Source organism: Rhodanobacter sp. UC4438_H5 (genome assembly GCF_052978405.1).
The window spans coordinates 2,966,632-2,989,943 of sequence record NZ_CM129672.1 but is presented as its reverse complement, the minus strand read 5'-3'; the positions used below and the strand labels follow the sequence as shown (position 1 = coordinate 2,989,943).

General features: G+C 65.2%; 22 protein-coding genes. 13 read left to right on the top strand and 9 right to left on the bottom strand.

Annotated features, from left to right (window positions below):
* Positions 1 to 161: 161 nt before the first annotated feature.
* The 5 genes from ACVCL9_RS13765 to adh form a co-directional block, all read right to left on the bottom strand.
* Positions 162 to 548, bottom strand: a complete 387-nt coding sequence (locus tag ACVCL9_RS13765; RefSeq protein ID WP_447099504.1) for a DUF779 domain-containing protein — start codon at positions 546 to 548, stop codon at positions 162 to 164.
* A 421-nt stretch (positions 549 to 969) separates the two neighbouring features.
* On the bottom strand, positions 970 to 2,181 hold the full coding sequence (locus ACVCL9_RS13760) for a c-type cytochrome (RefSeq protein ID WP_447097706.1): 1,212 nt from the start codon (positions 2,179 to 2,181) through the stop codon (positions 970 to 972).
* A gap of 13 nt (positions 2,182 to 2,194) precedes the next feature.
* Entirely contained in the window at positions 2,195 to 3,913 is a 1,719-nt protein-coding gene (locus tag ACVCL9_RS13755; RefSeq protein WP_447097707.1) for a methanol/ethanol family PQQ-dependent dehydrogenase, read from the bottom strand.
* Between the two features lie 29 nt (positions 3,914 to 3,942).
* Positions 3,943 to 5,145: a porin gene (locus tag ACVCL9_RS13750; RefSeq protein ID WP_447097708.1), complete on the bottom strand. Its 1,203-nt coding sequence runs from the start codon at positions 5,143 to 5,145 to the stop codon at positions 3,943 to 3,945.
* Positions 5,146 to 5,393: 248 nt separating this feature from the next.
* A complete protein-coding gene (adh, locus tag ACVCL9_RS13745; protein ID WP_447097709.1) occupies positions 5,394 to 6,914 on the bottom strand; it encodes an aldehyde dehydrogenase in 1,521 nt (506 codons plus the stop codon).
* A gap of 263 nt (positions 6,915 to 7,177) precedes the next feature.
* Here adh and ACVCL9_RS13740 point away from each other — a divergent pair, with 263 nt between their 5' ends.
* Complete coding sequence (locus ACVCL9_RS13740) at positions 7,178 to 9,046, top strand: sigma-54-dependent Fis family transcriptional regulator (protein ID WP_447097710.1); 1,869 nt, start codon at positions 7,178 to 7,180, stop codon at positions 9,044 to 9,046.
* Between the two features lie 242 nt (positions 9,047 to 9,288).
* On the opposite strand, the gene ACVCL9_RS13735 is transcribed toward ACVCL9_RS13740, so the two are convergent.
* Positions 9,289 to 9,666 (bottom strand): GlsB/YeaQ/YmgE family stress response membrane protein, encoded by a 378-nt coding sequence (locus ACVCL9_RS13735; RefSeq protein ID WP_447097711.1) that lies wholly within the window; start codon positions 9,664 to 9,666, stop codon positions 9,289 to 9,291.
* 158 nt (positions 9,667 to 9,824) lie between these two features.
* Here ACVCL9_RS13735 and ACVCL9_RS13730 point away from each other — a divergent pair, with 158 nt between their 5' ends.
* From ACVCL9_RS13730 to ACVCL9_RS13720, 3 genes are all read left to right on the top strand, one after another.
* Positions 9,825 to 10,943 (top strand): PA0069 family radical SAM protein, encoded by a 1,119-nt coding sequence (locus ACVCL9_RS13730; protein WP_447097712.1) that lies wholly within the window; start codon positions 9,825 to 9,827, stop codon positions 10,941 to 10,943.
* Positions 10,944 to 11,128: 185 nt separating this feature from the next.
* Positions 11,129 to 11,467, top strand: coding sequence for a PRC-barrel domain-containing protein (locus ACVCL9_RS13725; RefSeq protein ID WP_447097713.1), 339 nt, complete (start codon positions 11,129 to 11,131; stop codon positions 11,465 to 11,467).
* 123 nt (positions 11,468 to 11,590) lie between these two features.
* Positions 11,591 to 11,767 carry a hypothetical protein gene (locus ACVCL9_RS13720; RefSeq protein ID WP_447097714.1) on the top strand — a complete coding sequence of 59 codons (177 nt, stop codon included), beginning with the start codon at positions 11,591 to 11,593 and terminating at the stop codon, positions 11,765 to 11,767.
* A 69-nt stretch (positions 11,768 to 11,836) separates the two neighbouring features.
* Here ACVCL9_RS13720 and ACVCL9_RS13715 read toward each other — a convergent pair whose 3' ends face one another.
* A complete protein-coding gene (locus tag ACVCL9_RS13715) occupies positions 11,837 to 13,897 on the bottom strand; it encodes a prolyl oligopeptidase family serine peptidase (RefSeq protein WP_447097715.1) in 2,061 nt (686 codons plus the stop codon).
* 195 nt (positions 13,898 to 14,092) lie between these two features.
* On the bottom strand, positions 14,093 to 15,109 hold the full coding sequence (locus tag ACVCL9_RS13710; protein WP_395120742.1) for a class 1 fructose-bisphosphatase: 1,017 nt from the start codon (positions 15,107 to 15,109) through the stop codon (positions 14,093 to 14,095).
* A gap of 244 nt (positions 15,110 to 15,353) precedes the next feature.
* Here ACVCL9_RS13710 and ACVCL9_RS13705 point away from each other — a divergent pair, with 244 nt between their 5' ends.
* The 8 genes from ACVCL9_RS13705 to ACVCL9_RS13670 all read left to right on the top strand — a co-directional run bounded on the left by ACVCL9_RS13705 (position 15,354) and on the right by ACVCL9_RS13670 (position 21,630).
* Positions 15,354 to 15,962: a DJ-1/PfpI family protein gene (locus tag ACVCL9_RS13705; protein ID WP_447097716.1), complete on the top strand. Its 609-nt coding sequence runs from the start codon at positions 15,354 to 15,356 to the stop codon at positions 15,960 to 15,962.
* Positions 15,963 to 15,972: 10 nt separating this feature from the next.
* On the top strand, positions 15,973 to 16,200 hold the full coding sequence (locus tag ACVCL9_RS13700; RefSeq protein ID WP_447097717.1) for a hypothetical protein: 228 nt from the start codon (positions 15,973 to 15,975) through the stop codon (positions 16,198 to 16,200).
* Positions 16,201 to 16,235: 35 nt separating this feature from the next.
* On the top strand, positions 16,236 to 16,865 hold the full coding sequence (locus tag ACVCL9_RS13695; RefSeq protein ID WP_447097718.1) for a glutathione S-transferase family protein: 630 nt from the start codon (positions 16,236 to 16,238) through the stop codon (positions 16,863 to 16,865).
* Between the two features lie 95 nt (positions 16,866 to 16,960).
* Complete coding sequence (locus ACVCL9_RS13690) at positions 16,961 to 17,665, top strand: helix-turn-helix transcriptional regulator (protein WP_395120738.1); 705 nt, start codon at positions 16,961 to 16,963, stop codon at positions 17,663 to 17,665.
* 108 nt (positions 17,666 to 17,773) lie between these two features.
* Complete coding sequence (locus ACVCL9_RS13685; RefSeq protein ID WP_447099505.1) at positions 17,774 to 19,576, top strand: DUF885 domain-containing protein; 1,803 nt, start codon at positions 17,774 to 17,776, stop codon at positions 19,574 to 19,576.
* Between the two features lie 79 nt (positions 19,577 to 19,655).
* Positions 19,656 to 20,060 carry an MbcA/ParS/Xre antitoxin family protein gene (locus ACVCL9_RS13680; protein ID WP_447097719.1) on the top strand — a complete coding sequence of 135 codons (405 nt, stop codon included), beginning with the start codon at positions 19,656 to 19,658 and terminating at the stop codon, positions 20,058 to 20,060.
* A gap of 146 nt (positions 20,061 to 20,206) precedes the next feature.
* Positions 20,207 to 20,941 (top strand): RES family NAD+ phosphorylase, encoded by a 735-nt coding sequence (locus ACVCL9_RS13675; protein ID WP_447097720.1) that lies wholly within the window; start codon positions 20,207 to 20,209, stop codon positions 20,939 to 20,941.
* The gene (locus ACVCL9_RS13670) at positions 20,938 to 21,630 is read left to right on the top strand and encodes an SGNH/GDSL hydrolase family protein (protein ID WP_447097721.1); all 693 of its coding nucleotides are present in this window, start codon (positions 20,938 to 20,940) and stop codon (positions 21,628 to 21,630) included. The genes ACVCL9_RS13675 and ACVCL9_RS13670 overlap by 4 nt, the downstream gene beginning before the upstream one ends.
* A gap of 153 nt (positions 21,631 to 21,783) precedes the next feature.
* On the opposite strand, the gene phhA is transcribed toward ACVCL9_RS13670, so the two are convergent.
* Positions 21,784 to 22,677 (bottom strand): phenylalanine 4-monooxygenase, encoded by an 894-nt coding sequence (phhA, locus tag ACVCL9_RS13665; protein ID WP_447097722.1) that lies wholly within the window; start codon positions 22,675 to 22,677, stop codon positions 21,784 to 21,786.
* A 138-nt stretch (positions 22,678 to 22,815) separates the two neighbouring features.
* On the opposite strand from phhA, the gene ACVCL9_RS13660 reads away from it, so the two are divergent.
* Positions 22,816 to 23,292, top strand: a complete 477-nt coding sequence (locus tag ACVCL9_RS13660; protein WP_136256685.1) for an Lrp/AsnC family transcriptional regulator — start codon at positions 22,816 to 22,818, stop codon at positions 23,290 to 23,292.
* Positions 23,293 to 23,312: the final 20 nt, after the last annotated feature.

The window sequence follows — 23,312 nt, the reverse complement described above, 5'->3', positions numbered from 1 at the left end:
CCGGGGTGGTCGCCAGTTCGTTTGATGCTCGGCAACCGTCACTGCATTGCATGGTAGTGGCGACCGTTCATGGCGTGATGTTGACGGCACGATGTTGCCATGAGGGACAAGCCAACATCCCAACATCCCGATAGCCCGGCGCCGCTGATCAGGCGCCTTGCTCAGAAGCGTCCTTCGCGAGTCAGCTGCTTGATCTCGTCGTCGGTGAACAGCCGCGAACGAGTGAGAAAGCGGACACCTTCGCCGTTTTCCAGCGAAAACATGCCGCCACGCCCTTCGACCACGTCGATGATCAATTGCGTGTGCTTCCAGTATTCGTATTGCGCGGGATTCATGTAGAACGCTACGCCGGCGATCTCCCCGAGCTTGACGTCGCGATCGCCCACGATGAAATCGTCCTGCGCAAAGCACATTGGCGAGGAGCCATCGCAGCAGCCGCCAGACTGGTGGAACAGCAGCGGTCCGTGGCGTGTGCGCAATCGTTCGATCAACTCCTCAGCAGCCGGCGTGGCGAGCACTTTGGCAACTGCAACCGTGGTATCCGACATCTTGTTCTCCTGCATTGTGGCAAGCTGAAACGTCAACCGAGCCCCTAGCACGAGGCGGCGGTCCGGTCCGGGTCCGAAATAGCGGGCATTGCCGTCGTTGACGATCACCGTGCCGCTGAGTGCGGCAGGAACATCAAACGGCGCAAGATCCAGTCGACTGGCATCGACCTCTACAGCCTGCAGATTGGTCACGGCAGCCGTAGCGGTAAAATCCGCTTCTTTCGCCATGACTGGTTGCAGCGCACACCCCGCATGAACCAGGACAAGCGGATGAAGATGAAGCCCGCGGATTGCCGCGCGCTGTCGCGGCGGTGACCGTCCTGGCTGATTCACGTGGCACTCCCGTAGACTCTGGAAAATCCTGCGCCAACGGGCGCATGGCTGGTGCGCGACATCAGCTTCGCCTGCCGGCGGTGCCGATTCATTCGCCGTGGTAGATCAACCGCACCCTGGACTCCGTCGCCTCCTCGAAAGTCAGTGCATCGCTGCCGGCCGGGTAGCCGTTCTGCTGGAGGATAAAGGCCATGATCTCCACATAATCCTCGTGCGCCAGGCTGCCCGGTTCGGTAGCTGGCATGTTTTTCGAAACGATGCCGAAGATGTCACCGACATGGAAGTCAGCCTTGGCCGGAGCAAAGTGCGGTCCCTTGAGTGCGGGTCCGGCGCGACCGGCCAGGGTTGACCCGTGACAGAACGCGCAGTGATCCTCGAACTTCTGCTTGCCGCTCGCCGCCTGGGTCTCGGTAAACAACGCCGGAGGGTGGCTCGCATCGTCCTGCTTCGATGCGGTTGCGCGACCGTTATCGAGCGACTGAACCTTGTGAGAAAGCTGCACCGATGCTGACGCACCGCGCTGCGAGGCCTGCGCCCTTCCCGCCTCGGCATAGGGCGTGAGCAGCCGCGCCAGCTCGCCCGAAGCGGTCATCGCCACGATTGCTCGGCCGAATGCTGCCGCCGCAGTTGCGTGACTGCTGTTGTACAGCGCCACCAGGTCGAATTGCGCATGCGGTTCGTGCAATGGGTGGTAACTGAAACCACCCGCCTGGTGGTGGCTGGACAGATAATTCACCACCGTTGGTTGCCACAGCATCGCCGCACCTGCTGCATGTGTCTGCAACGCCTTGATCGAATCGTCGTTGGTCAGATGGACGTCCGCCTGCAGGCCGGGATGATCTGCGAAGTACAGGTTCGGCGTGGTCTGGTAGGTCACCGCCACACTGGTCTTTTTCGGCAACTGGTCGAGCGTGGTGGCCTTGCTGTCCTTCGGCGTCACCAGCACGAAGCCGGTGTGACCGTACGCCTCGGTAGCCTGCAGGCCGGACGGTACGGCATGTTCGTCGGCATCGATCGGAAAGCCCAGCACCAACGTGCAACTGTCTTTGGCGAGCTTGTTGAACTCCTTCAGGTCAAAGCCCTCGTCGCCGCCGCTGCCATCAAACTCATGAACGCGCAGGGAGTTGCCTTCGTGGGTGGCCACGGCCTGTGCGAGGTGGTGGTCCATGGACGCGGTAGGGCTGCTTTTGTCGATGCAAACCGACAGCTCGCCCGCGACGGCGGTGCCGCCGTACATAAGTACGGCGGCCATTCCGATGCGGCACAGATGGGACCTGGAAGGGAAACGATATGTCTTCATGCCAGCACTCCGGTTACAGCGAGAACACGTAAAAATGACCGCCCAGCGGTATGTTCCGCACTGCAGGATCCTTGGCCATGTCGCCGCCCCAGATCGGCGTGGCGCCGCCCCAGCCGGCGTAGACCGACACGTATTGCTTGCCGTCCACCTTCCACGTATTTGGCACGCCGATGACACCCGAACTCATCTGCGGGCTCTTCCACAGCACCTTGCCGCTCTTGGCATCGAACGCATACAGGTGGCCGTCCGCGCTGCCGGAGAACACCAGGCCACCGGCCGTGCTGAGCATGCCGCTATTCCACGGCAACGCCGAGGGATGACTCCACGCCTGCTTGCCAGTGTTGACGTCGATCGCCTGTACTTCGCCCCACTGCCCCTTGAATGCCGGATCGGCCACGACCTTGAAGCTCTCACCCAGGAAAGGCAGTCCGGCCTTGTAGCTGACTGTAGTGCCCTTGATCGTCATGCAGGTATGCATGGTCGGCACGTAGGCAAGACGCGTCTTCGGGTCAACCGAGATCGGCCACCAGTTCTTGCCGCCGAGGAAGCTGGGACAGGTGAACACTTCCTTGTCGACGGTCGGGCGCATCGCCGGATCGGTGGTGACTTTGCCGTCCTTCGAGCCGTTCACGGAGGTCGCCGTGGCGAATTTCTCCATGTAGATCAATTTGCCATTGGTCCGGTCGATCGCATAGAACCAGCCGTTGCGGCTGGCGCTGACCAGTGCCTTGTACGACTTGCCCTTGTAGTCGATGTCGGTCAGTACGGTTTCGTTGGTGCCGTCATAGTCCCAGGTGTCGTTGGGAGTGTATTGAAAGTGCCATTTGATCTTGCCGGTGGCCGGATTCATGGCGATCACCGAGTCGGTGTACAGGTTGTCGCCCGGACGCAACGTGGCCAGCCACGGGCCCGGATTGCCGACGCCCCAGAACAGCGTGTCGGTCTGCGCGTCATAGGTGCCGGTCAACCACGCACCACCGCCGCCGGTCTTGTACGCGCCCTTGGGCCAGGTCTTGCCACCGGGTTCATCGGGTGCGGGAACGGTGTAGGTCTTCCAGGCCTGCTTGCCGGTTTCCGCGTCCAACGCTTCGATGAAGCCGCGCGCTCCGTACTCGCCACCGGACTCGCCGACGATCACCTTGCCCTTGACCACCAGCGGCGCCAGGGTCATCGCGTAGCCCACGTCGGCCGGTATCAGCTGCTTCTTCCAGACCACCTTGCCGGTCTTGGCGTTCAGCGCCACCACGTAGTTGTCCAGCGTGGCCATGTAGACGTTGTCGCCGTACAACGCCACGCCGCGATTGACGACATCGCAACACACGGTCTTCAGGCCGGCCTGGGACAGATCGTGCTGGTATTTCCACAACTGCTTGCCGGTGCTGGCCTGGAATGCCACCAGCTCATTCTTCGGCGTGGTGATGAACAGGTAATCTCCATTGACGATCGCCGGCGACTCATGCCCCTGCTCGAACGCGGTCTTGTAGTCCCAGACCTGCTTGAGCTTGGTCACGTTGTCGGTATTGATGTTCTCGAACGGGGCATAGCCGGTGCTGGCGTAATCACGCCGGTACATCAGCCAGCCGTTGTCGCTCGCCGCATTCACGAGCCGGGCATTCGTCACCGGCTTGTAGTCGGCCGCAGTCGCCGCGCTGTCGGCGGCAAACGCAGCACCACTCAACACAAACATCGCCGCGAACAGTCCGCTGATACGAAAATTATTCAGATTTTTCATGTGAATCTCCTGTGGTTCGGTCAGGCAAATCAGAAGAAGACAAAGCCGCCAATCGACGCACCATTCATGCGCGCGGTGTTGCCGGCAAAGTCTTTCGAGCGGGTCTGGCTGAGCTCGAAGCTCAGCGTCACGCTCTTGGTCAGCGCGTAGTACACGCCGGCGGTCACGTTGCTGTTGGACTTGAAGTTCGCCGTGCTGGCGAGGTCGTCCTGGTTGCGGCTGATGCCGCCGTTGAGGCCCAGCTTGAGCTTGTCGGTAAGCTGGAAGGTGCCCTGCAGCAGGTAGTTGGTGGCCTTGGCATTGCCCTGGTCACCGTCGGTCAGGATGCCGATACCGTGGCCGCTTTGGACATTGCCCAGCAGGCCGAAACGACCAATTTTGTAAGAGGCGCCGATCTCGGCGGCAGTCATGGTGAAGCTGTCGGGCTGCACGCCGGAACCGGTCGGCGCATAGAACCGTTGCGATTTCGCGCCGATCCAGCCCTTGAAGCCACCATCGGTATACGACACCTGCAACTGCACTTGCGGCGCCGAGCGTGAGTCGTAGATACCAGTGTTGTTGACTGGGCTGAATACGCCACCGGTGAAGCTTAAACCAGTGGTGCCCGGCGTGGTGTAGACGATCTGACCGTAGTTGCCGAGATAGGTATAGCCGGCACCGATGTGACCCAGCGACACACGACCGCGCTGGGTGGCCTGGACCGGCGCGCCGACCCCGATGAGGGTCATGTCGGAGAGAGTCGCGTTGGAGCCGAACACGCCGTAGTCGCGGCCCAGCTTGACCGTGCCGAAATCGGGCGTGCCAAGAGTAAAGAATGCTTGTCGCACATCGACACCGCTGTTCGCCGACAGGGCATCGGAGGTGGCAACGGCGGCCATCAGACTGACCTGCGCCGTGATATCGATGCCTTGCTGTTGGGTACTGAATTTGGTGGTCAGCGCATCCGGCAACAGTCCGTTGCCGATCGTGGTGCGGTTCTGCTGCCCGCCGCAACCCAGCGCGCGGCCCGCCAGGGCGGTACCGCCGACGGCATCGCCATTGCAGCTCACCGTGGTGTAGTAGGCATTGGCGAAACCGCCGATGTCCACCGTCCAGTCGTCGCCACTGAATGAAGTGGCGTTGGCTGCCAGTGGACACATGGCCAGACCCAGCACGGCCACGCCGCTGGAAAGTGACTTGAGACTGGACAGGCGATGCTTGCCTGCCGTCCTGTCGGTTGCTGATGTTTTCATACCCTGCTCCCCATGGTTGAATTGTGGCGCGACCCCTGCGTTGCCACCGTTGTGGCGTGAATGTCTTGCTTCTTCCGAACGGGCGATTCCCCCCCCGAGCGACTGATCGCGCCACGAATGCGCGTCGTGTGGATCAGGCCTTTGCTGTTTTGCCGGTGCCGGCAAATCCGGTAGCGACAACCTTCCCGCGGCCAGCCCGGTCGCACGGCGCAAGGCAACGAATCACCCCGGCCGTGCGTGTTGGCCGATCAGAAAAAGCCCAGCTTTTTCGGTGAGTAACTGACCAGCAGGTTCTTGGTCTGCTGGTAGTGGTCGAGCATCATCTTGTGGTTCTCGCGACCGATGCCCGACTGCTTGTAGCCGCCGAACGTGGCGTGCGCCGGATACGCGTGGTAGCAGTTGGTCCAGACTCGACCGGCTTGAATGCCGCGACCAAAGCGATATGCCCGCGTACCGTTGCGCGTCCACACGCCGGCGCCGAGTCCGTACAACGTATCGTTGGCGATTTCCAGCGCTTCCTCGTCGGTCTTGAAGGTGGTGACGGACACCACCGGGCCGAAGATCTCCTCTTGGAACACGCGCATCTTGTTGTGGCCGAAAAATACCGTCGGCTTCACGTAATAGCCGTTCTTGAATTCGCCCTCGAGCGAGTTGCGCTCGCCACCGATCAGTACCTTGGCGCCTTCCTGCTTGCCGATGTCGAAATAGGAGATGATTTTCTCCAGCTGTTCGCTCGACGCCTGTGCACCAAGCATGGTCGAGGGGTCCAGTGGATTGCCCTGCTTGATCGCGGCGACACGCTTCAGCGCGCGCTCCATGAACTTGTCATAGATCGACTCCTGGATCAGCGCACGACTGGGGCAAGTGCAGACTTCGCCCTGATTGAAGGCGAACATCACGAAACCCTCGATCGCCTTGTCGAAGAAATCGTCGTCGGCGTCGGCCACGTCGGCGAAAAAGATATTGGGCGACTTGCCGCCAAGCTCCAGCGTGGCCGGGATCAGATTCTGGCTTGCGTATTGGCTGATGAGTCGGCCGGTGGTGGTCTCGCCAGTGAAAGCAATCTTGGCGATGCGCGGGCTGGAAGCCAGCGGTTTGCCCGCCTCCAGACCGAAGCCATTGACGATGTTCAACACGCCCGGTGGAAGCAGGTCGCCGATAAGCTCGGCCCAGACCAGAATGCTGACCGGCGTCTGTTCGGCCGGCTTCAGCACCACGCAATTGCCTGCCGCCAGTGCCGGCGCCAACTTCCAGCATGCCATCAGCAAGGGAAAATTCCACGGGATGATCTGGCCGACAACGCCCAGCGGCTCGTGGAACTGATACGACACCATGTCGTCATCGATCTCGCCCAGCGAACCTTCCTGCGCGCGGATGCAACCGGCGAAGTAGCGGAAATGGTCGATGGCCAGCGGCACGTCGGCATTGGCGGTCTCCCGGATCGGCTTGCCGTTGTCCCAAGTCTCCGCGTGGGCGAGCAGATCGAGGTTCTGTTCCATCCGATCGGCGATCAGGTTGAGGATGCGCGCGCGCGCCGTGGCCGAAGTCTTTCCCCACGCCTCGCGGGCCGCGTGGGCCGCGTCGAGCGCGGCCTCGATATCATCCTTGTCCGAACGCGGAATCTCGCAGAACGGATGACCGGTGATCGGTGTGACGTTCTCGAAGTATTTGCCGTTGATCGGTTCGATCCAACGGCCGCCGATGAAATTGCCGTAGCGCTGCTTGAAGGGAACCTGCACGGCGAGATGTTGCTGTTCGAGCTTGGTCATGGGTGCGTACTCCGCGTCGGTGGAAAGGTATCGAAGTCAGAGCAGATGTCGTGCCAGAAGCTTTTTCGCGTCGCGATTGTTGCGGCGCATGAAGCCGTCATGTCAGGCAATGAAAAGGGAATGCTTTTCATTTGTGGCAACGCAGCATCCGCGATTCGAAGGCATGGTTGCGCTGCGCCGTCTAATGTGTTCTGTATCAAGACACCCTTTGGAGTAGGTGTCGCAGAATGCGACACACGAGGTATCCCATGCGCCAATCAGGCATGACCGAATCCATCAGCAATGCACGCCGCCGCTTTTTCGACAGCGGTACTGCACCGCGCGGCCTGGTTCCCGACAACATCCTCGCCTCATGGCGCCGCTGCCGACAGCAGGGCCAGATGGCGGATAGCTGTCCTGAAGTGGCGCCGGTAGAGCGGCATGCGCTGAATCAGATGCAGGAACAACATGAAGTCCTGCGCCGGCTGTGCCGGCCGGAATTGCAGGCTCTGTACGCCAGCGCCAATCAGGCCGGCAGCATCGTGATACTCACCGCCCCCGACGGCTTCATCCTTGATGCGCTGGGCAACGCTAGCTTTCTCGACAAGGCGGCCCGGGTGTCACTGTGTGCCGGCTCACCCTGGGGCGAATCGGTGACCGGTACCAATGCCATCGGCATGGCGCTGTTCGAGCGCCGCGAGGCCGAAGTACGCGGCGGCGAGCATTACTACGCGCCGCACCGCGTGCTCAGCTGCTCAGCCTCGCCGATCTTCGACCCGCTCGGCGAAGTTGTCGGTGTACTTGATCTGTCAGGCGAAGCGTCGATGCATCACCTGCACGCCTTGGGCATGGTGCAACTGGCGGTCGAACAGATTGAACATCGTCTGTTCGAACATCGTTTCGACGGTGCCGACATCGTGCGTATCCAGCCCGACCCCGACCTGCTCGGCACGGCGCGCGAGGGCATGCTGGTATTCGAGGCGCACCGGTTGGTGGCCGCCAATCGGCATGCGCTACGCCTGCTCGGGGTCAACTGGGAAGAGCTCGGCCGTCGTCGCTACGACGAATTGTTCGTTTCGGCCCTGCCACGCCCGGGCAGTCTGACCAGCATGCGCTGCCAGAGCGGCGAAATGCTGCATGCCAAACGCGATGCGCTAAGCCATAACGGCATCTCCTCGCGCGTTCCGCGCAATCAGCGCACGTGCTCAATCCGATTGCCTGAACCGGTTTTCTCTGCCGAGCTGGAAGCCGAGATTGATCGCAGCGTACGCCTGCTGGATGGCGATATCCCCCTATTACTGCAGGGAGAAACTGGTACTGGCAAGGAAGTGGTGGCGCGGGCATTGCACCAGCGTAGCCAGCGCTGCGCAGCACCGTTCGTTGCAGTCAATTGCGCCGCACTGCCGGAGCACCTGATCGAATCGGAACTGTTTGGCTACATGCCCGGCGCATTCACTGGTGCCCGACGCGAAGGCGCCACGGGACTGTTGCGCGACGCGGATGGTGGAACGCTGTTTCTCGACGAGTTGGGTGACATGCCGCTCGGCACACAGAGCAGACTTCTGCGTGTGCTGCAGGAGCGTGAGGTCACGCCGTTGGGTGGCAGTCGTGCGCACGCAATTGACGTCGCCGTGATCGCCGCCACCCATCGCGAACTGGCCGGTGCCGTCGCTCGCGGTGAATTTCGTGCCGACCTGTACTATCGGGTCGCGCAGGCCACCCTGCGCCTGCCCGCGCTGCGGGATCATCTTGATCTCGCCACATTGATCAGGCAGCTCTGGCACTCTCTGGGTGCCGAGCAGATTCCGATGTCGTTGCACCCTGATCTGGTCGAAGAGTTGTCCGCCATGCCATGGCCCGGCAACCTGCGCCAGCTGGTAGGCCTGCTGCGCAGCTTCCTGGCACTCGGCGAAAAAGGGGCGACCCTGACCCACGACGATTTGCCAGCCGATTTGAAGAATCCGCTTGCACCGACATCGGCGCCAGAATCAGCGTCGATGAGTCTGTCCGGCAGTCTTCAGGCGATCGAGCAGCAGGCGATCAATGTGGCGATTGCTGACTGCGATGGCAACGTCGCCGCCGCCGCACGCAAACTGGGAGTGAGCCGCAGCACCATCTACCGGCGTCTCAGCGAGCAGAGCCCAGCCGACTGACTACCATCGGCGACGCCGCGATGCGACTGGCTTGGTTGTCGAGCCACCGTGCCGACGTCGAACTCATTGAGCACCCGAATACTTCTACTGCAACGGCGTAGGTCGATGGCTGACCGGTGGGCCGTGCACCGATATGGCCATGGAGTTTCTCTCTGTGGAGCCATGGGTGAGTGATCAATCGTGTGGCGGAAATACAAAATGCGCAGGGGGCAACGCTGCGTATTTTTCTTCCCGCGGTTCTATCAGGCTCGCTTGATCAAGCCGATGATTACCAGCAACACGATGGCGCCGATCATCGCGTAGACGATGCTGGTGACGATCGGGCCGATGATCATGAAGCTGACACCCAGTGCAGGTAGCAGCCAGCCGGCGAGAAGCGCGCCGACGATGCCGATCACGATATTGCCGAGCAGGCCGAAGCCGAAGCCACGCACGAGCAGGCCAGCCAGCCAGCCGGCGATGGCGCCAATCAACAGAAAGATGATCAAGGCCGTAGCAGTCATCATGAACTCCTGGTGCGAGAGGAAAAGGTCGATAACATTGCGCGCACCTCCATGCCACGCCCCGCAAGCGTCCATCCTGTGCTGTGCAGCGACCGTGACGAGCTTGTGCAGCGTCATGTTCGGTGCGCTTCGTCGACGCCTTCCCGATGATCGTGACCGGCAAGGTAGAGAACTACCTGATGCGCAAGACGATGGTGGCCGAGCCAGCAAGTTGACCCGGTCGGCTGAGCGGGAATGTCGCGACGGCTGAGATCACGACCGACGACACTGCACGCATGACCGCTTCGCCACCCGCACCGACGCCACCGGAGCAGCTCGCCGTGACCCGACCACACAAAGGCCGTGGTGCCGCCTCCAATCCCGAAGGCCGTTTTGAAAGCATCCACCATCAGGCCGAGGACGACGGCTGGCAAAGCACCTTGCTGGATGAGGACTCGCCGCGTCCATGCACCGAAGTGAGCGAAGAGCGGGCGCTCAGCGTGATCAGCCGCAACGATTCGCCAGACATTGCATTCAGTCAGGCAATCAATCCGTATCGTGGTTGCGAACACGGATGCATCTATTGTTTTGCACGCCCTTCGCACAGTTATCTCAACCTGTCGCCCGGCCTCGACTTCGAGACAAAGTTGCGTGCCAAGGGCAACCTGGCCGAGGTGCTGCGGTCTGAGCTGGGCAAGCCCGGCTACGTGGTCAGTCCGATCAACATCGGCAGCAATACCGATCCCTACCAACCGATCGAAAAGCGCTGGCGCCTGACCCGTGCCGCGCTGGAACTGCTGGCCGATTGCCACCATCCATGCACCATCGTCACCAAGAACGCCATGGTCGAACGCGATCTCGATCTGCTGGTGCCGATGGCACGTGAGAAGCTGGTGCAGGTATTCGTGTCGGTCAATTCGCTGGACAACCGGTTGGCCGCAAAACTCGAGCCACGCGCCAGTGCACCGCATCGCCGGATCAAGGCCATCCATACCCTGGCCGAAGCGGGGGTTCCGGTCGGCGTGCTGGTGGCGCCGATCATTCCGGCCCTGAATGACATGGACATGGAAGCGGTGATGGCGCGCGCGGCCGAGGCGGGCGCGGACTGCGCCGGTTACACCACCTTGCGCCTGCCGTACGAGCTGAAAGCGCTGTTCCGGGATTGGTTGGCGTTGCACGCTCCGCAGCGTGCCGCGCATGTAATGAGCCTGGTGCAGCAGATGAACGGCGGGCGTGACTACGACAGCAACTTCGCCACCCGCATGCGTGGTTCCGGCGTGTTCGCCGAACTGCTGCGTCGCCGCTTCGAAGTGGCATGCCGCAAGCACGGTTTCGCTCGCGCGCGCGGACTCACCCTCGACATCACGCGCTTCGTCCCGCCGCGCAAGGCGTCGCCGCAGGGCGAGTTGTTCTGACGTCGTTCATTCGGATCGGCTTGTGTGATTCGGGTCTGCAGGCGGCTTGCGGACGACCTTGTTAGACGCCCGTTGCACGCAGTCCACCCGGGGGGGCACCGAAGATTCACGCCTGACCATGCAGGCTTCCAACTCCCCCACAGCACTGTTGCCAATGCCATGGTGCGCTCCCGAGGAAATCCCGCATGGCCACTTCACCCCGCTTTCTCTCCGCGTCCACCCTTTCCGGCGACGCCATCAAGAACCCTCAGGGTGACTCGCTGGGAGACCTCAAGGACATCATGATCGACACCACTTCCGGCAAGGTTGCCTATGCCGTGCTCTCCTTCGGCGGCATCCTTGGCATGGGTGACAAGCTGTTTGCGGTGCCGTGGGAAGCGTTGGCCGTCGACGCAGAGAACAAATGTCTTGTCCTCAATGTCGGCAAGGAGCGGCTCAAGGATGCACCGGGCTTCGACAAGGAACACTGGCCGAACTTCGCCGAGCCGGCATTTGCCGACGAGCTGCGCGGCTACTACCGCTGAGCAAGGAGCGCCGGGGGGATGGCTCGCCGCCGGCTCTTCACGCGCTTGTGAGGACGAATGGGCTGCACTGTGCGGAATGGTCACCACGTTGATCGGGTGCACCGTCTTGCACAGGAGTCATCAATGTCCTCATTCGCGCTTTACCTTATTGGCATGATCGTTGTCATTGGCGGACTTGCCTACATCGCTACGCTGGTGCACGTGCCTGTCGAGTGGATTGTTGGCGGTGCCGTGGTATTGCTCGGTGCCGGCATCCTCGGCGCGGTCACCAAAACCCGCCGCAGGGATCCACCGGAGTGACACCAGCGCATGGGGCCGGGAGGGGCCCATGCGCTGAAGGTCGGGCCGATGTCAGCCAGGGAGCATCGATCACGACTGGCCGGCCGGCAGGTACCTGTTGAACCATTCCAGCGCACGCTGCAGCACGTCGCGTTGGTGCGCCGGGTCGACGAAGTGATGGCCTTCATCGGGATACACCACCAGTGAGGTGGGCACGCCCTGGGCGCGCAGGGCGTGCCACATCTCGAACGATTGCGGCGCGGGGCACTCCGCGTCGCGGTCGCCGACCACGATCAGCATCGGCGTTTTCACCTGCTTGATGAAGTTGATCGGCGAGCTCTTGGCATAGACCGCCGGATCGTCGTAGACGGTGGCGCCGAAGAACGGCGGCATCCACTGGTCGATCAGGTTCTGGCCGTAATAGCTCTGCCAGTTCGAGATGCCGGCGCCCGCCACCACGGCGCGGAAGCGCTGGGTCTGGGTCGGCGCGAACATGCTCATGAAACCGCCGTAGCTCCAGCCGGTGAGGCCGAGCCGCTGGTCATCAACCGGTACGATTTTCTCCACTGCATCAACGCCGGCAAGGACGTCGCGCAGGTCGCCATGGCCGAAATCCTTGCGGTTGGCCTGCACGTATTTCTCGCCCTGGCCGAAGCTGCCGCGCGGATTCGGCTGGAACACGAAATAGCCCAGCGCAGACAGCGGCGCGGCGCCGTAGCCCACCCCCGGCCAGCGCGGGATCACCGCGCTCGACGGGCCGCCGTGCACCACCACCACCATCGGATAGGTTTTCTTCGGATCGTAGTGGGCCGGGTACAGCAGCCAGCCCTGCACGTGGAAGCCCTCGTTGTTCCACTCCACCGACTCGGCCTTGCCCCAGGCCGGCTTGAGCCCGGCGTTGAACGAGGTCACCGCCGGCGGCGCGGTGTTGCCCAGCGCGCCGGCGTGCACTTCGCTGGCGCTGGCGTACGAGCTCTGCAGGAAGGCGACGTGCCTGAGGTCGGCGGACAGCGACATCGCCATCGACGCGCTGCCATCGCCGATGCTGGCCGGCACGGTGAAGTGCACGCGCTGCTGCTGTGCACGCGTGGCGGACACCGTGTAATCGGCCAGCTGGCTCTGGCCGTTGCTGACCTGGCTGACCAGCATCGCGCGCGGCGACGTCCAGCGTAGCCAGCTCGGCGTGACCTTGATGCCGGGCGTGAGGTCGACCAGCGTGCCACCGGCGGCGGGCACCGCGTAGATGTCGCCGCCGGTGGCGCCCTGGTCGCTCATCAGGCCGCCGATGAAGGCGATCCGCGAGGCATCCGGCGACCAGCGCGGCAGCGCGATCTGCAGCCCGTGCAGCGAGCCGCTGGCGGTGTCGGCCGGATCGACCAGCACGGTGGCGGCGGCATCGACCTGTGCGGGCTGCACGTAGAGCCTGGCGATCCACCAGTTGTTGTCGCCCGGCGGCGGCGCGGCGGTATAGGCGATGCGCGAGCCGTCCGGCGACCAGTCGAACTCGTAGGCGTACATGCCGGCGGGCGTCAGCTCATGCAGCGCGCCGCTGGCGACGTCGAGGCTGGCCACGCGTTGCACCTCGATGCCGCTGACGCCGATCTCGCCGGCGGGCCGCTTGGCCGCGGCCACCGCGCTGGCGTGGCGGGTGGCGCCTGCGACATAGAGGAAGCCGAGCGACTTGCCGTCGTCGGTCCACTGCAGCGCGCGCACGTAGCCTTTCAGCGCGGCCAGCCGCGCCGGTGCGGTGCTGCCGCGGGTGTCGGCCAGGTAGATGTCGTTCTGCATCACCCGGGTGCTGGTGAGGTCGACGTTGCAGTTGGAGACGAAGGCGAGGTGGCGCGAGTCCGGCGCCCACGCGATGCCGGATTCGGCGCAGCTGCCCGGTGTGGCCGCCGCACTCACGCGGCGCGCATGGCTGCCGTCGGCGTTGGCCACCTCGATCGCCGGCTTGTCGTCGCGCCGGATCACCCAAGCGAGCTGCCGTCCGTCCGGCGAGATCGCGGTGGCCTGGATCGACTGCGCCTTGCCCAGTTCGGTCAGCACCTGCTCGATGCGCGGGTCCACCGTGGGCGCGTCGGCGAAGGCGTTGGGCGCCAGCGCCAGGCACAGCAGCGAAAGGGGAGCGATCAGGTGCGTGCGCTTGGGCATGAGAGGTTCCGGCCGGGGGAATCCGTCAAACCTACAACCCGCTGTGGCGTGCGCCAAGTAGGGAAGGCGCGCGCAGCGTGCCCCGTGCCGGGGCCGGATTGGCGCATCCCCCGGGGAGCGAGGCGCGGCTGGAGGAAGATCAGGGCGGGCCCCCACCAGCCCTCCCCGGCCTTGGCAGGGGAGGGAGCGAAGGCGTCAGGCCTGCGCGCCTTCGGCTTCCAGGTGGTAGCGCGTGGCCAGTTCGACTTCTTCCTTCGAACCCAGGAACACCGGCACGCGCTGGTGCAGGCCGGTCGGTTGCACCTCCATGATGCGCTGGCGGCCGGTGGTGGCTGCGCCGCCGGCCTGCTCGATGATGAAGGCCATCGGATTGGCCTCGTACATGATGCGCAGCTTGCCGCCCTGCTTCTCGATCTTCGCGTCCAGCGGGTAATAGAACACGCCGCCGCGGGTCACGATGCGGTGCACGTCGGCGACCATCGAGGCCACCCAGCGCATGTTGAAATCCTTGCCGCGCGGCCCGGTCTTGCCGGCCAGCAGTTCGCCGATATAACGCTGCATCGGCGGCTGCCAGTGGCGCTGGTTGGACATGTTGATGGCGAATTCGGTGGCCTGCCCGGGAATGCGGATATTCCGGCGGCTGAGGATGAAGCTGCCCACTTCGCGGTCCAGGGTGAACTCGTGGGTGCCGTGGCCGAAGGTCAGCACCAGCACGGTGGCCGGGCCGTACACCACGTAGCCGGCGGCGAGCTGGGTGGTGCCCGGCTGCAGGAAGTGTTCGGCCTTCGGTTCGGTGACGCCGTCCGGGCAGCGCAGCACCGAGAAGATCGTGCCGACGGAAATGTTGACGTCGATGTTGGAGCTGCCGTCCAGCGGGTCGAACAGCAGCAGGTGCTGGCCCTTGGGATAGCCGTCCGGAATCTGCTGCGGGTCTTCCATCTCCTCCGAGGCGCAGGCGGCCAGGTGGCCGCCCCAGGCGTTCGCCTCCAGCAGGATCTCGTTGGAGATCACGTCCAGCTTCTTCTGCGCCTCGCCCTGGATGTTGCCGGTGCCGGCCTCGCCCAGCACGCCGCCCAGCGCGCCCTTGCTGGTCGCCACCGCGATGCGCTTGCAGGCGCGCGCGACCACCTCGATCAGCAGCGAAAGTTCGGCGTTGATGTGGCCGGCGCGGCGTTCCTCGATCAGGAACTGGATCAGCGAGACGGGTTTCATGTCGGGTCCATGGCGTGGGAGACGCTTATTGTCGCATTTGTGAGGAGCTGGGAATCGGGAATAGGGAATAGGGAATAGGAAGAGCTGGACTCGCCAAGCTCGAAGCTTCCTGCTCCTCAGCTGCTGCGGGCGATGTTTTTCCGATTCCCTATTCCCTATTCCCTATTCCCTATTCCCGGCCTGCTGACAACACGTTGGCAGCAGGGGGTCGCCAAGCTGTACCTCCAAGACGGAGGGATACGACATGCGCGACACGGTCTATTTCGTGGTGTTCGACGGTTTTGCCGACTGGCAGGCGGCGCTGGCACTGTGCGAGATCCGTCGCCCCGGCGACTGGGAGGTGCGCACCGTGGGTTTCTCGCGGGCCATGGTGACCTCGATGGGCGGCCTGGCGGTGAAGCCCGACCTCGCCCTGGAAGAGGTCGAGCTGGCGCGGGCGGCGTTGCTGATCGTGCCCGGCGGCCATTTGTGGCTGCGCGACGAAGGGCATGCGGCGGTGGAGCTGATCGGCCGCGTGCATGCCGCCGGCGCGCCGGTGGCCGGCATCGACAGCGGCGTGCTGGCGCTGGCCCGCAGCGGATTGCTCGACCAGCGCCGGCACACCGGCAACTGGGCCGGCCAGCTGGCCGCGCAGGTGCCGGGCTATCGCGGCACGGAGCAGTTCGACGCCGAGGTGCTGGCGGTCAGCGACGACGGCGTGATCAGCGCCAGCCACCTGGGCTGCATCGAGTTCGCCCGCGAGGTGATCCACACGCTGGACCTGTACAGCGCCACCGACCGCGCCGACTGGTATCGCCTGTTCAAGCACGCGCAACTTCCGCCCTGGTGCGTCGGCGAAGCGGTGGCGGCCTGAGGAGGGCGACATGAGCACGATCCTGCAACGCATCGAGAGGGCGTATCGCCCGCTGTATCTGCATGGCTTGCTGCTGGATGGCCAGTACCGGTTGCCGAAGGCCGATCCGCCGCCGATCGCCGGTACGGCCCCACGCACCCGGCGTGCCCTGCTGGCCACGTTGTTCCAGCTTGTTCTCCGCCCGCTTGGTTCGGGCGGCCGCCGCGGTGGCCGGATGTCCGCGGGACAGCATCGCTGAGCCGCACCATCATCCCCTGGCAAGGAGTCCATTCCATGGATCACCCACGCGTCACCTTCTTCCACGCGCCGCAGAGCCGCTCCGGCGGCACCCGCGCCCTGCTCGAGGAGCTCGGCGCCGACTACGACCTGCGCGCGCTCAACCTGAAAACCGGTGACACGCGCAAGCCGGAGTACCTGGCGATCAACCCGATGGGCAAGGTGCCGGCGATCCGCCACGGCGAGGCGCTGGTCACCGAGCAGCCGGCGGTGTTCCTGTACCTGGCCGATCTCTACCCCGAAGCCGGGCTGGCGCCGCCGCTCGGCGACCCGCTGCGCGGGCCGTATCTGCGCTGGCTGGTCTATTACGGCTCGTGCTTCGAGCCGGCGGTGATCGACAAGTCGATGCAGCGCGAACCCGCCGCGCCCTCCACCTGTCCCTACGGCGATTACGACACCATGCTGAAGACGCTGACCGACCAGCTCGAACGCGGCCCGTACCTGCTGGGCGACACCTTCAGCGCCGCCGATGTGCTGTGGGGCACGGCGCTGAACTGGACGGTGACGTTCAAGCTGGTGCCCGAGCTGCCGGTGATCCGCGCCTACATCGACCGCGTGCTGGCGCGCCCGGCGATGCAGCGTGCCGCCGCCGCCGATGCCGCGCTGGTGGCGGCGCAGTCGGCGTGATCCGCCGGGACGGCCGCGATGGCACCGCGCTCGCGCCGCCGCGACCGTGACCTCCGACGCTGGCCGGCGCGCGCCGGCTCGGTAATCATGTACGCATGCGCCGTGCCGATCGCCTGTTCCTCATCATCCATGCGCTGCGCGGTCGGCGCACCGCGCTGCAGGCCCGCGCGCTGGCGCAGACCCTGGGCGTGTCGCTGCGCACGGTGTACCGCGACGTCGCCGACCTGCAGCTGTCCGGCGTGCCGATCGAGGGCGAGGCCGGCGTCGGCTACGTGCTGCGCAAGGGTTCGGACATCCCGCCGCTGATGTTCAACGCCGACGAGCTCGAGGCCCTGGTAGTCGGTTCGCGCTTCGTGCAGGCCTTCGCCGGCGTGCGCCTGGCCGAGAGCGCGCGGGCGGCGCTGCTGAAGATCGAGGCGGTACTGCCGCCGGACCTGCGCGAGCGCGCCGGCAGCACGCGCATCTTCGCCCCGGTCTGGCGCGACCAGCATCGCGAGGATTTCGCCGCGCTGATCGACCAGCTGCACGCGGCGATCGTCGGCAACCAGGTGCTGCGGCTGGACTATCGCGACGAGGCCGGCCAGTCCAGCGTGCGCGAGGTCGAGCCGCTGTGCCTGTCGTTCTGGGGCGGCAAGTGGACGCTGGGCGCGTGGTGCCGGCTGCGCGGGGATTTCCGCAATTTCCGTCCTGACCGCATCGGCACCGGCACGCCCACCGGCGAGGTGTTCGCCGACGTCGCCGAGCGCGGCCTGGCCGCCTACCTGCGCGCGGTGGGCGTGGATCAGCTCGCGCTGCGCTGAACGCGTTCGCCGTGTTCAAGCTGCGGTCGGCGCGTTAGGCTTGACGGGTTCGCCGGATCGCGCCGCGCTCCGCCTGCCGATTGCCCGCCAAGGAGCCCCGTGTTGAAGATGACCTCCAGGATCACCCGCCTCGCCGCACTGGCACTGGTGTTCGGCGCGTGCGCCATGGCGTCGGCGACGGCGGCGCCGGCCGCCGCCACGGGCAGCGCGGATGCGCAGTTCAAGCGCATCTACACCACCGAATGGGCGTGGCGCAGCGGCCACCCCGGCAATGCGGACGCCGGCGACAGCGGCCGGCTCGATGACGTCGGCGCGGCCAGCCAGCAGCGGCGGCTGGAATACTGGCAGCGCGTGATGACGCAGCTCGACGCGATCGACGTGGCGCAGCTGTCGCCGGGCAATCGGGTCAACTTCGAGGTCTACCACGTGCAGATCGGCAACCTGCTGGCCGACCAGAAGTTCAAGGCCTGGCAGATGCCGTTCAACAGCGACTCCGCGTTCTGGTCGGACATCGGCTACGAGCTCGGCGGCGACCGCCTGCGCAGTGTCGACGACTACCGCAAGTACCTCGACCGGCTGGACCAGATCCCGGCCTATTTCGACCAGCAGATCGCCAACATGCGCCTCGGCCTGAAACGCGGCTTCAGCGTGCCGCGCGAAGTGCTCAAGGGCCGCGACGTCTCCATCGCGGCGGTGGCGGATCTGAAAGACCCCACGCAGAGCAGCTTCTACAAGCCGTTCAAGCAGCTGCCCGCCACGATCCCCGCCGACCAGGCGCAGGCGCTGCAGGGCCAGGCGCTGCAGCACATCCGCGACGACGTGATCCCGGCCTATGCCAAGCTGCTGAAGTTCTTCCGCGACGAGTACGTGCCGCAGGCGCGCACCACGCTGGCAGCCGAGGCGCTGCCCGACGGCAAGGCGTTCTACCGCCAGCAGATCCGCGAGTACACCACGCTCGACCTCAGCCCCGACGCGATCCACAAGATCGGCCTGGAGCAGGTGGCGAAGATCCACGCGCAGATGCTGGAGGTGATGAAGGACACCGGCTTCAAGGGTGATTTCCCCGCGTTCCTGGCCTTCCTGCGCAGCGATCCGCGGTTCTACGCCAAGACCCCGCAGGAGCTGCTCGACAAGAGCGCGTGGGTGGCCAAGGAAGTGGACGGCCAGATGGCCAAGTTCTTCGGCCATCTGCCGCGTTCGCGCTTCGCCATCGTGCCGGTGCCGGCCGACATCGCGCCGTACTACACCTCCGGCCGCGGCGGCGCCGACGCCTACCTGGTCAACACCTACGATCTGCCCTCGCGGCCGCTGTACAACATGCCGGCGCTGACCCTGCACGAGTCGTATCCGGGCCACGCGCTGCAACTGGAACTGGCCGAGGAGCGGCATGACCAGCCGGCATTCCGCCGCAATGGCTACATTTCCGCCTATGGCGAGGGCTGGGGCCTGTATTCGGAATACCTCGGCAACGAGATGGGCATCTACAAGACGCCCTACGAGAAGTTCGGCTTCCTCACCTACCAGATGTGGCGCGCGTGCCGGCTGGTGGTCGATACCGGCATCCACCACCTGGGCTGGACGCGGCAGCAGGCGATCGACTACCTGACCGGCAATACCGCGCTGTCCGACCGCGAGATCGCCAACGAGGTCGACCGCTACATCAGCTGGCCCGGCCAGGCGCTGTCCTACGAGCTCGGCTACCTGAAGATCCGCGAGCTGCGCGAAAAGGCGGAACAGGCGCTGGGCGCAAAGTTCGACCTCCGCCACTTCCACGATACCGTGCTGTCCACCGGCTCGGTGCCGCTACCGGTGCTGGAGAAGCGCATCGACCACTTCATTGCCGACGGCGGCCCGGAACCGGATTTCGGCTGCGACTGCGCCAAGGCGAAGGGCACCGGCGACGGCGCCTGAACGCAACCCGGGCGGACTGGACAGGAAACTTCACGGATGTAGTAATATCGAGGCGTACTTCACAGGGAGAGTCACCGCCATGACCGCCCGCCTCGCCGAAGCCTCGCCGCGTTACGCGCCGCCCGCCGATACCCTGGGACCACCCGCCTTGCGCGGCTTCTTCCGCCTCGCCGAGGCATGGCAGCTGCGCACGGCCGAGCAGCGCCGCCTGCTCGGCGACCCGCCCGAATCCACCTTCTACAAGTGGAAGCGCGAGCAGGGCGGCAGCCCGGGCCGCGACACGCTCGAACGCATCAGCTACCTGCTCGGCATCTGGAAGTCGCTGCAGATCCTGTTTCCCGACCCGGCCCAGGCCGACGCCTGGCTGCACAAGCCGAACGCGGCCCCGCTGTTCGGCGGCCACTCCGCGCTCGAACGCATGCTGTCGGGCAACGTCGCCGACCTGTATGTGGTGCGCCAGTACCTGGACGCGCAGCGCGGCTGATCGCAGCCCGCGATACATCCATCCGCGACGCTGCGATACCCCCGCAGGAGCGCACTTGTGCGCGATGCTCTTCGCGTTGGGCCTGAAACAAAAGCATCGCGCACAAGTGCGCTCCTGCGGGGTTGATGCCTGTCCACGGAAAACCGATGCCGCCCTCGTTGCCACCCGTCAAACGCATCCGCTGGAGCCACGCCTTCCGCATCGTGCCCAGCCGCTTTCCGCCGGTCGGCGTGTACGACCGCATCGCCGCCCCGGCCGACATCGACGCGCTGTTCGCGGTCGAGGCGCTGACCAATCCGCGCCTGCGCGAGGAAGCCGATGCGCTGAAGCTGGTGCCGAAGGAGCACCGCATCAGCGGCCCCGGCTCCACGCCGGTGATGGCCGCGTTCACCCATCTCAACCCGGAGGGCAGCCGTTTCTCCGACGGCACGTGGGGCGTGTTCTACGCCGCGCACAGCGTGGCTACCGCGGTGGAGGAAACCGTGTACCACCGCGAGCGCTTCCTCGCCGCCACCGCCGAGCCGCCGTGCAGCATCCAGATGCGCTGCTACCGCACCAGCGTGGACAGCCGCCTGCACGACATCCGCGGCGGCTGGAAGGCCGAGCACGATCCGGATGCCTATGTGGCCAGCGTCAAGCTGGCGCGCACGCTGCGCGACGACGGCTCCAACGGCATCGTCTACGACAGCGCCCGCCACCCGGGCGGCGAATGCCTGGCCGCGTTCCAGCCCGACGTGGTCGCGCCCTGCGTGCAGTCGCAGCACCTGGTCTATCGCTGGGACGGCTCGCGCATCGCGCAGGTGCTGGAAGTCTCGGAGCTGAGCCGGCCGCAGGCGGTCGGCACGGCAAGGTCGAACCCCGCTGACGGCAGTGCACCGTGAACAGGATCGCCGCGATACTGCTGCTGTGCCTGTGCGCCGTGCCCGCGCTGGCGCGCGACAACCACGCCAACGATCACGCGCAGTGGCAGGCGGACATCGCCGCGTTCCAGGCCGCGGACCGGGCCGCGCCGCCGCCGCGCGGCGCGGTGCTGTTCATCGGCAGCTCGTCGATCCGCTTGTGGAAGACGCTGGCGGCGGACTTCCCCGGCGTGGCGACGATCAACCGCGGCTTCGGCGGTTCGCAGATCGACGACGCCACCTTCTTCGCCGACCGCCTCGTGGCGCCGTACCACCCGCGCGCGATCGTGATGTATGCCGGTGACAACGACCTGGCAGATGGCGACAGCCCGGCCCACGTGCGCGACGACTTCGCCGCCTTCGTGCGCCGCGTCCGCTCATTCGACCCCGGCGTGCCGATCGCCTTCATCGCGATCAAGCCCAGCATGGCGCGCCGCGAGCTTCTGCCGCAGATCCGCGCGGCTAACGCGCTGGTGCGCGAGTACGCGGTGGCGCAGCGGGGCGTGGCCTATGTCGACGTGTTCACGCCGATGCTGGGCGAGGATGGCCAGCCGCAGCCGCAGTGGTTCGGGCCGGACGGCCTGCACATGAACCGGCGCGGCTACGCGCTGTGGATCGAGCGGCTCAAGCCGTGGGTGGAGGCGCACGGCAAACCCGCCGCGCACGATTGACCCGCGACGGCCCGTCATCCCGGCGAAAGCCGGAGTCCAGTGCCTTGCGGATCGGCCATCAAGGCGCTGGATTGACCAGTCCTTCGGACTGTTGAAAAGCGCCTCTGCTTTCGCAGGAACGACGGAGGCCTGTCGAGACTTCTTGTTGGGAGCTCAGGTGTCCGCGTTGGTCGCCCAGCCGACCCGGTCGCCGCGGGTGAACACGCGGTCCGTGTCCAGCACGTCGCCGGCGGCGTGCGCCGGCTGGTCGTGCAGCCGGGCGTAGATCGGCGTGAAGTCCGGCCGGGTCGCCTCGAACAGCTGCGCGAAGTCGTCGATCACGAAGTAGGTCTGCTGGTAGGTGTCGATGCGGTAGCGCGTGCTCATCACGCGCTCCAGGCCGAAGCCGATGCGGTTGGGCGAGGGCGAATCGAGGCAGTAGATCGACTCGCCCTTGGAGCTGACGATGCCGGCGCCGTAGATGCGCATGCCCTCGGGCGTGTTCATCAGGCCGAACTCCACCGTGTACCAGTACAGCCGGGTGAGGTTCATCAGCGCCTCGGGGCCGATCGCGAACGCCTTCATGCCGCCGCGGCCGTAGGCCTGCATGTAGTCGGCGAACACCGGGTTGAGCAGCAGCGGCACGTGGCCGAACAGGTCGTGGAACAGGTCCGGTTCGCTCAGGTAGTCGAGCTGGTCGGGCTTCCTGATCCACCAGCTGACCGGGAAGCGCCGGTTGGCCAGGTGGTCGAAGAACACCTCGTCCGGCAGCAGGCCTTCCACCGCCACCACCTGCCAGCCGGTGGCGGCGCCAAGCACCACGTTGAGCTCGCTGAACTTCGGGATGCCGCCGTCGCCGAGGCCGAAGCGCTCCACGCCCTCCATGAATTCGCGACAGGCGCGCCCGGGCAGCAGCTCGCGCTGTCGCTTGAACAAGGTGTCCCACACGTCATGGTCGGTCTTGCTGTAACTCGTCCACGGCTGCTCGACCACGCCGGTGGCGTAAACCGGCACGTAGCCGCGGTCGGTCTGCTGGTGTTCGATCTTGCGCGGTGCGGGGGCTTCCATGGCGGGTCTCCGGAGACAGCGGGTTCGAACCGCCAGCTTAGGCCGAATGGCGGGCACGAAGCTTGTTTTGTTGCCGGATGCAGCGCCATGGTTGCACTATTCTTGCTCGGATCACGCCAAACGTCGGAGAATCTTGCCATGGCCACGCTGGACCGCACCGACCTGCGCATCCTCGCCGTGCTGCAGGGCGAGGGCCGCATCAGCAATGCCGAGCTGGCCGAGCGGGTCAACCTGTCGCCATCGGCCTGCCTGCGCCGGCTGCAGCGGCTGGAATCGGCGCAGATCATCACCGGCTACGCCGCCCAGGTCGATCCGCAGGCGGTGGGCCTGGGGCTGCAGGCGTTCGTGCGGGTGCAACTGGCCAAGCACGAACACGCCGCGGTGGAGCGTTTCGTGGAACGGGTCAACGGCTGGCACGAGGTCGTCGCCTGCCATGCGCTCACCGGCGACATGGACTACCTGCTGCACGTCTACGTCGCCGACCTCAAGGACTTCTCGCGCTTCCTGCTCGATCACCTGCTCAACGCCAGCGGGGTGGCCGACGTGAACTCCAGCTTCGTGCTGCGCACCGTGAAGCGTTCGCCCTCGCTGCCGCTGCAGCACCTGCAGCGATGACGACCGCGGCGAAAACGTCC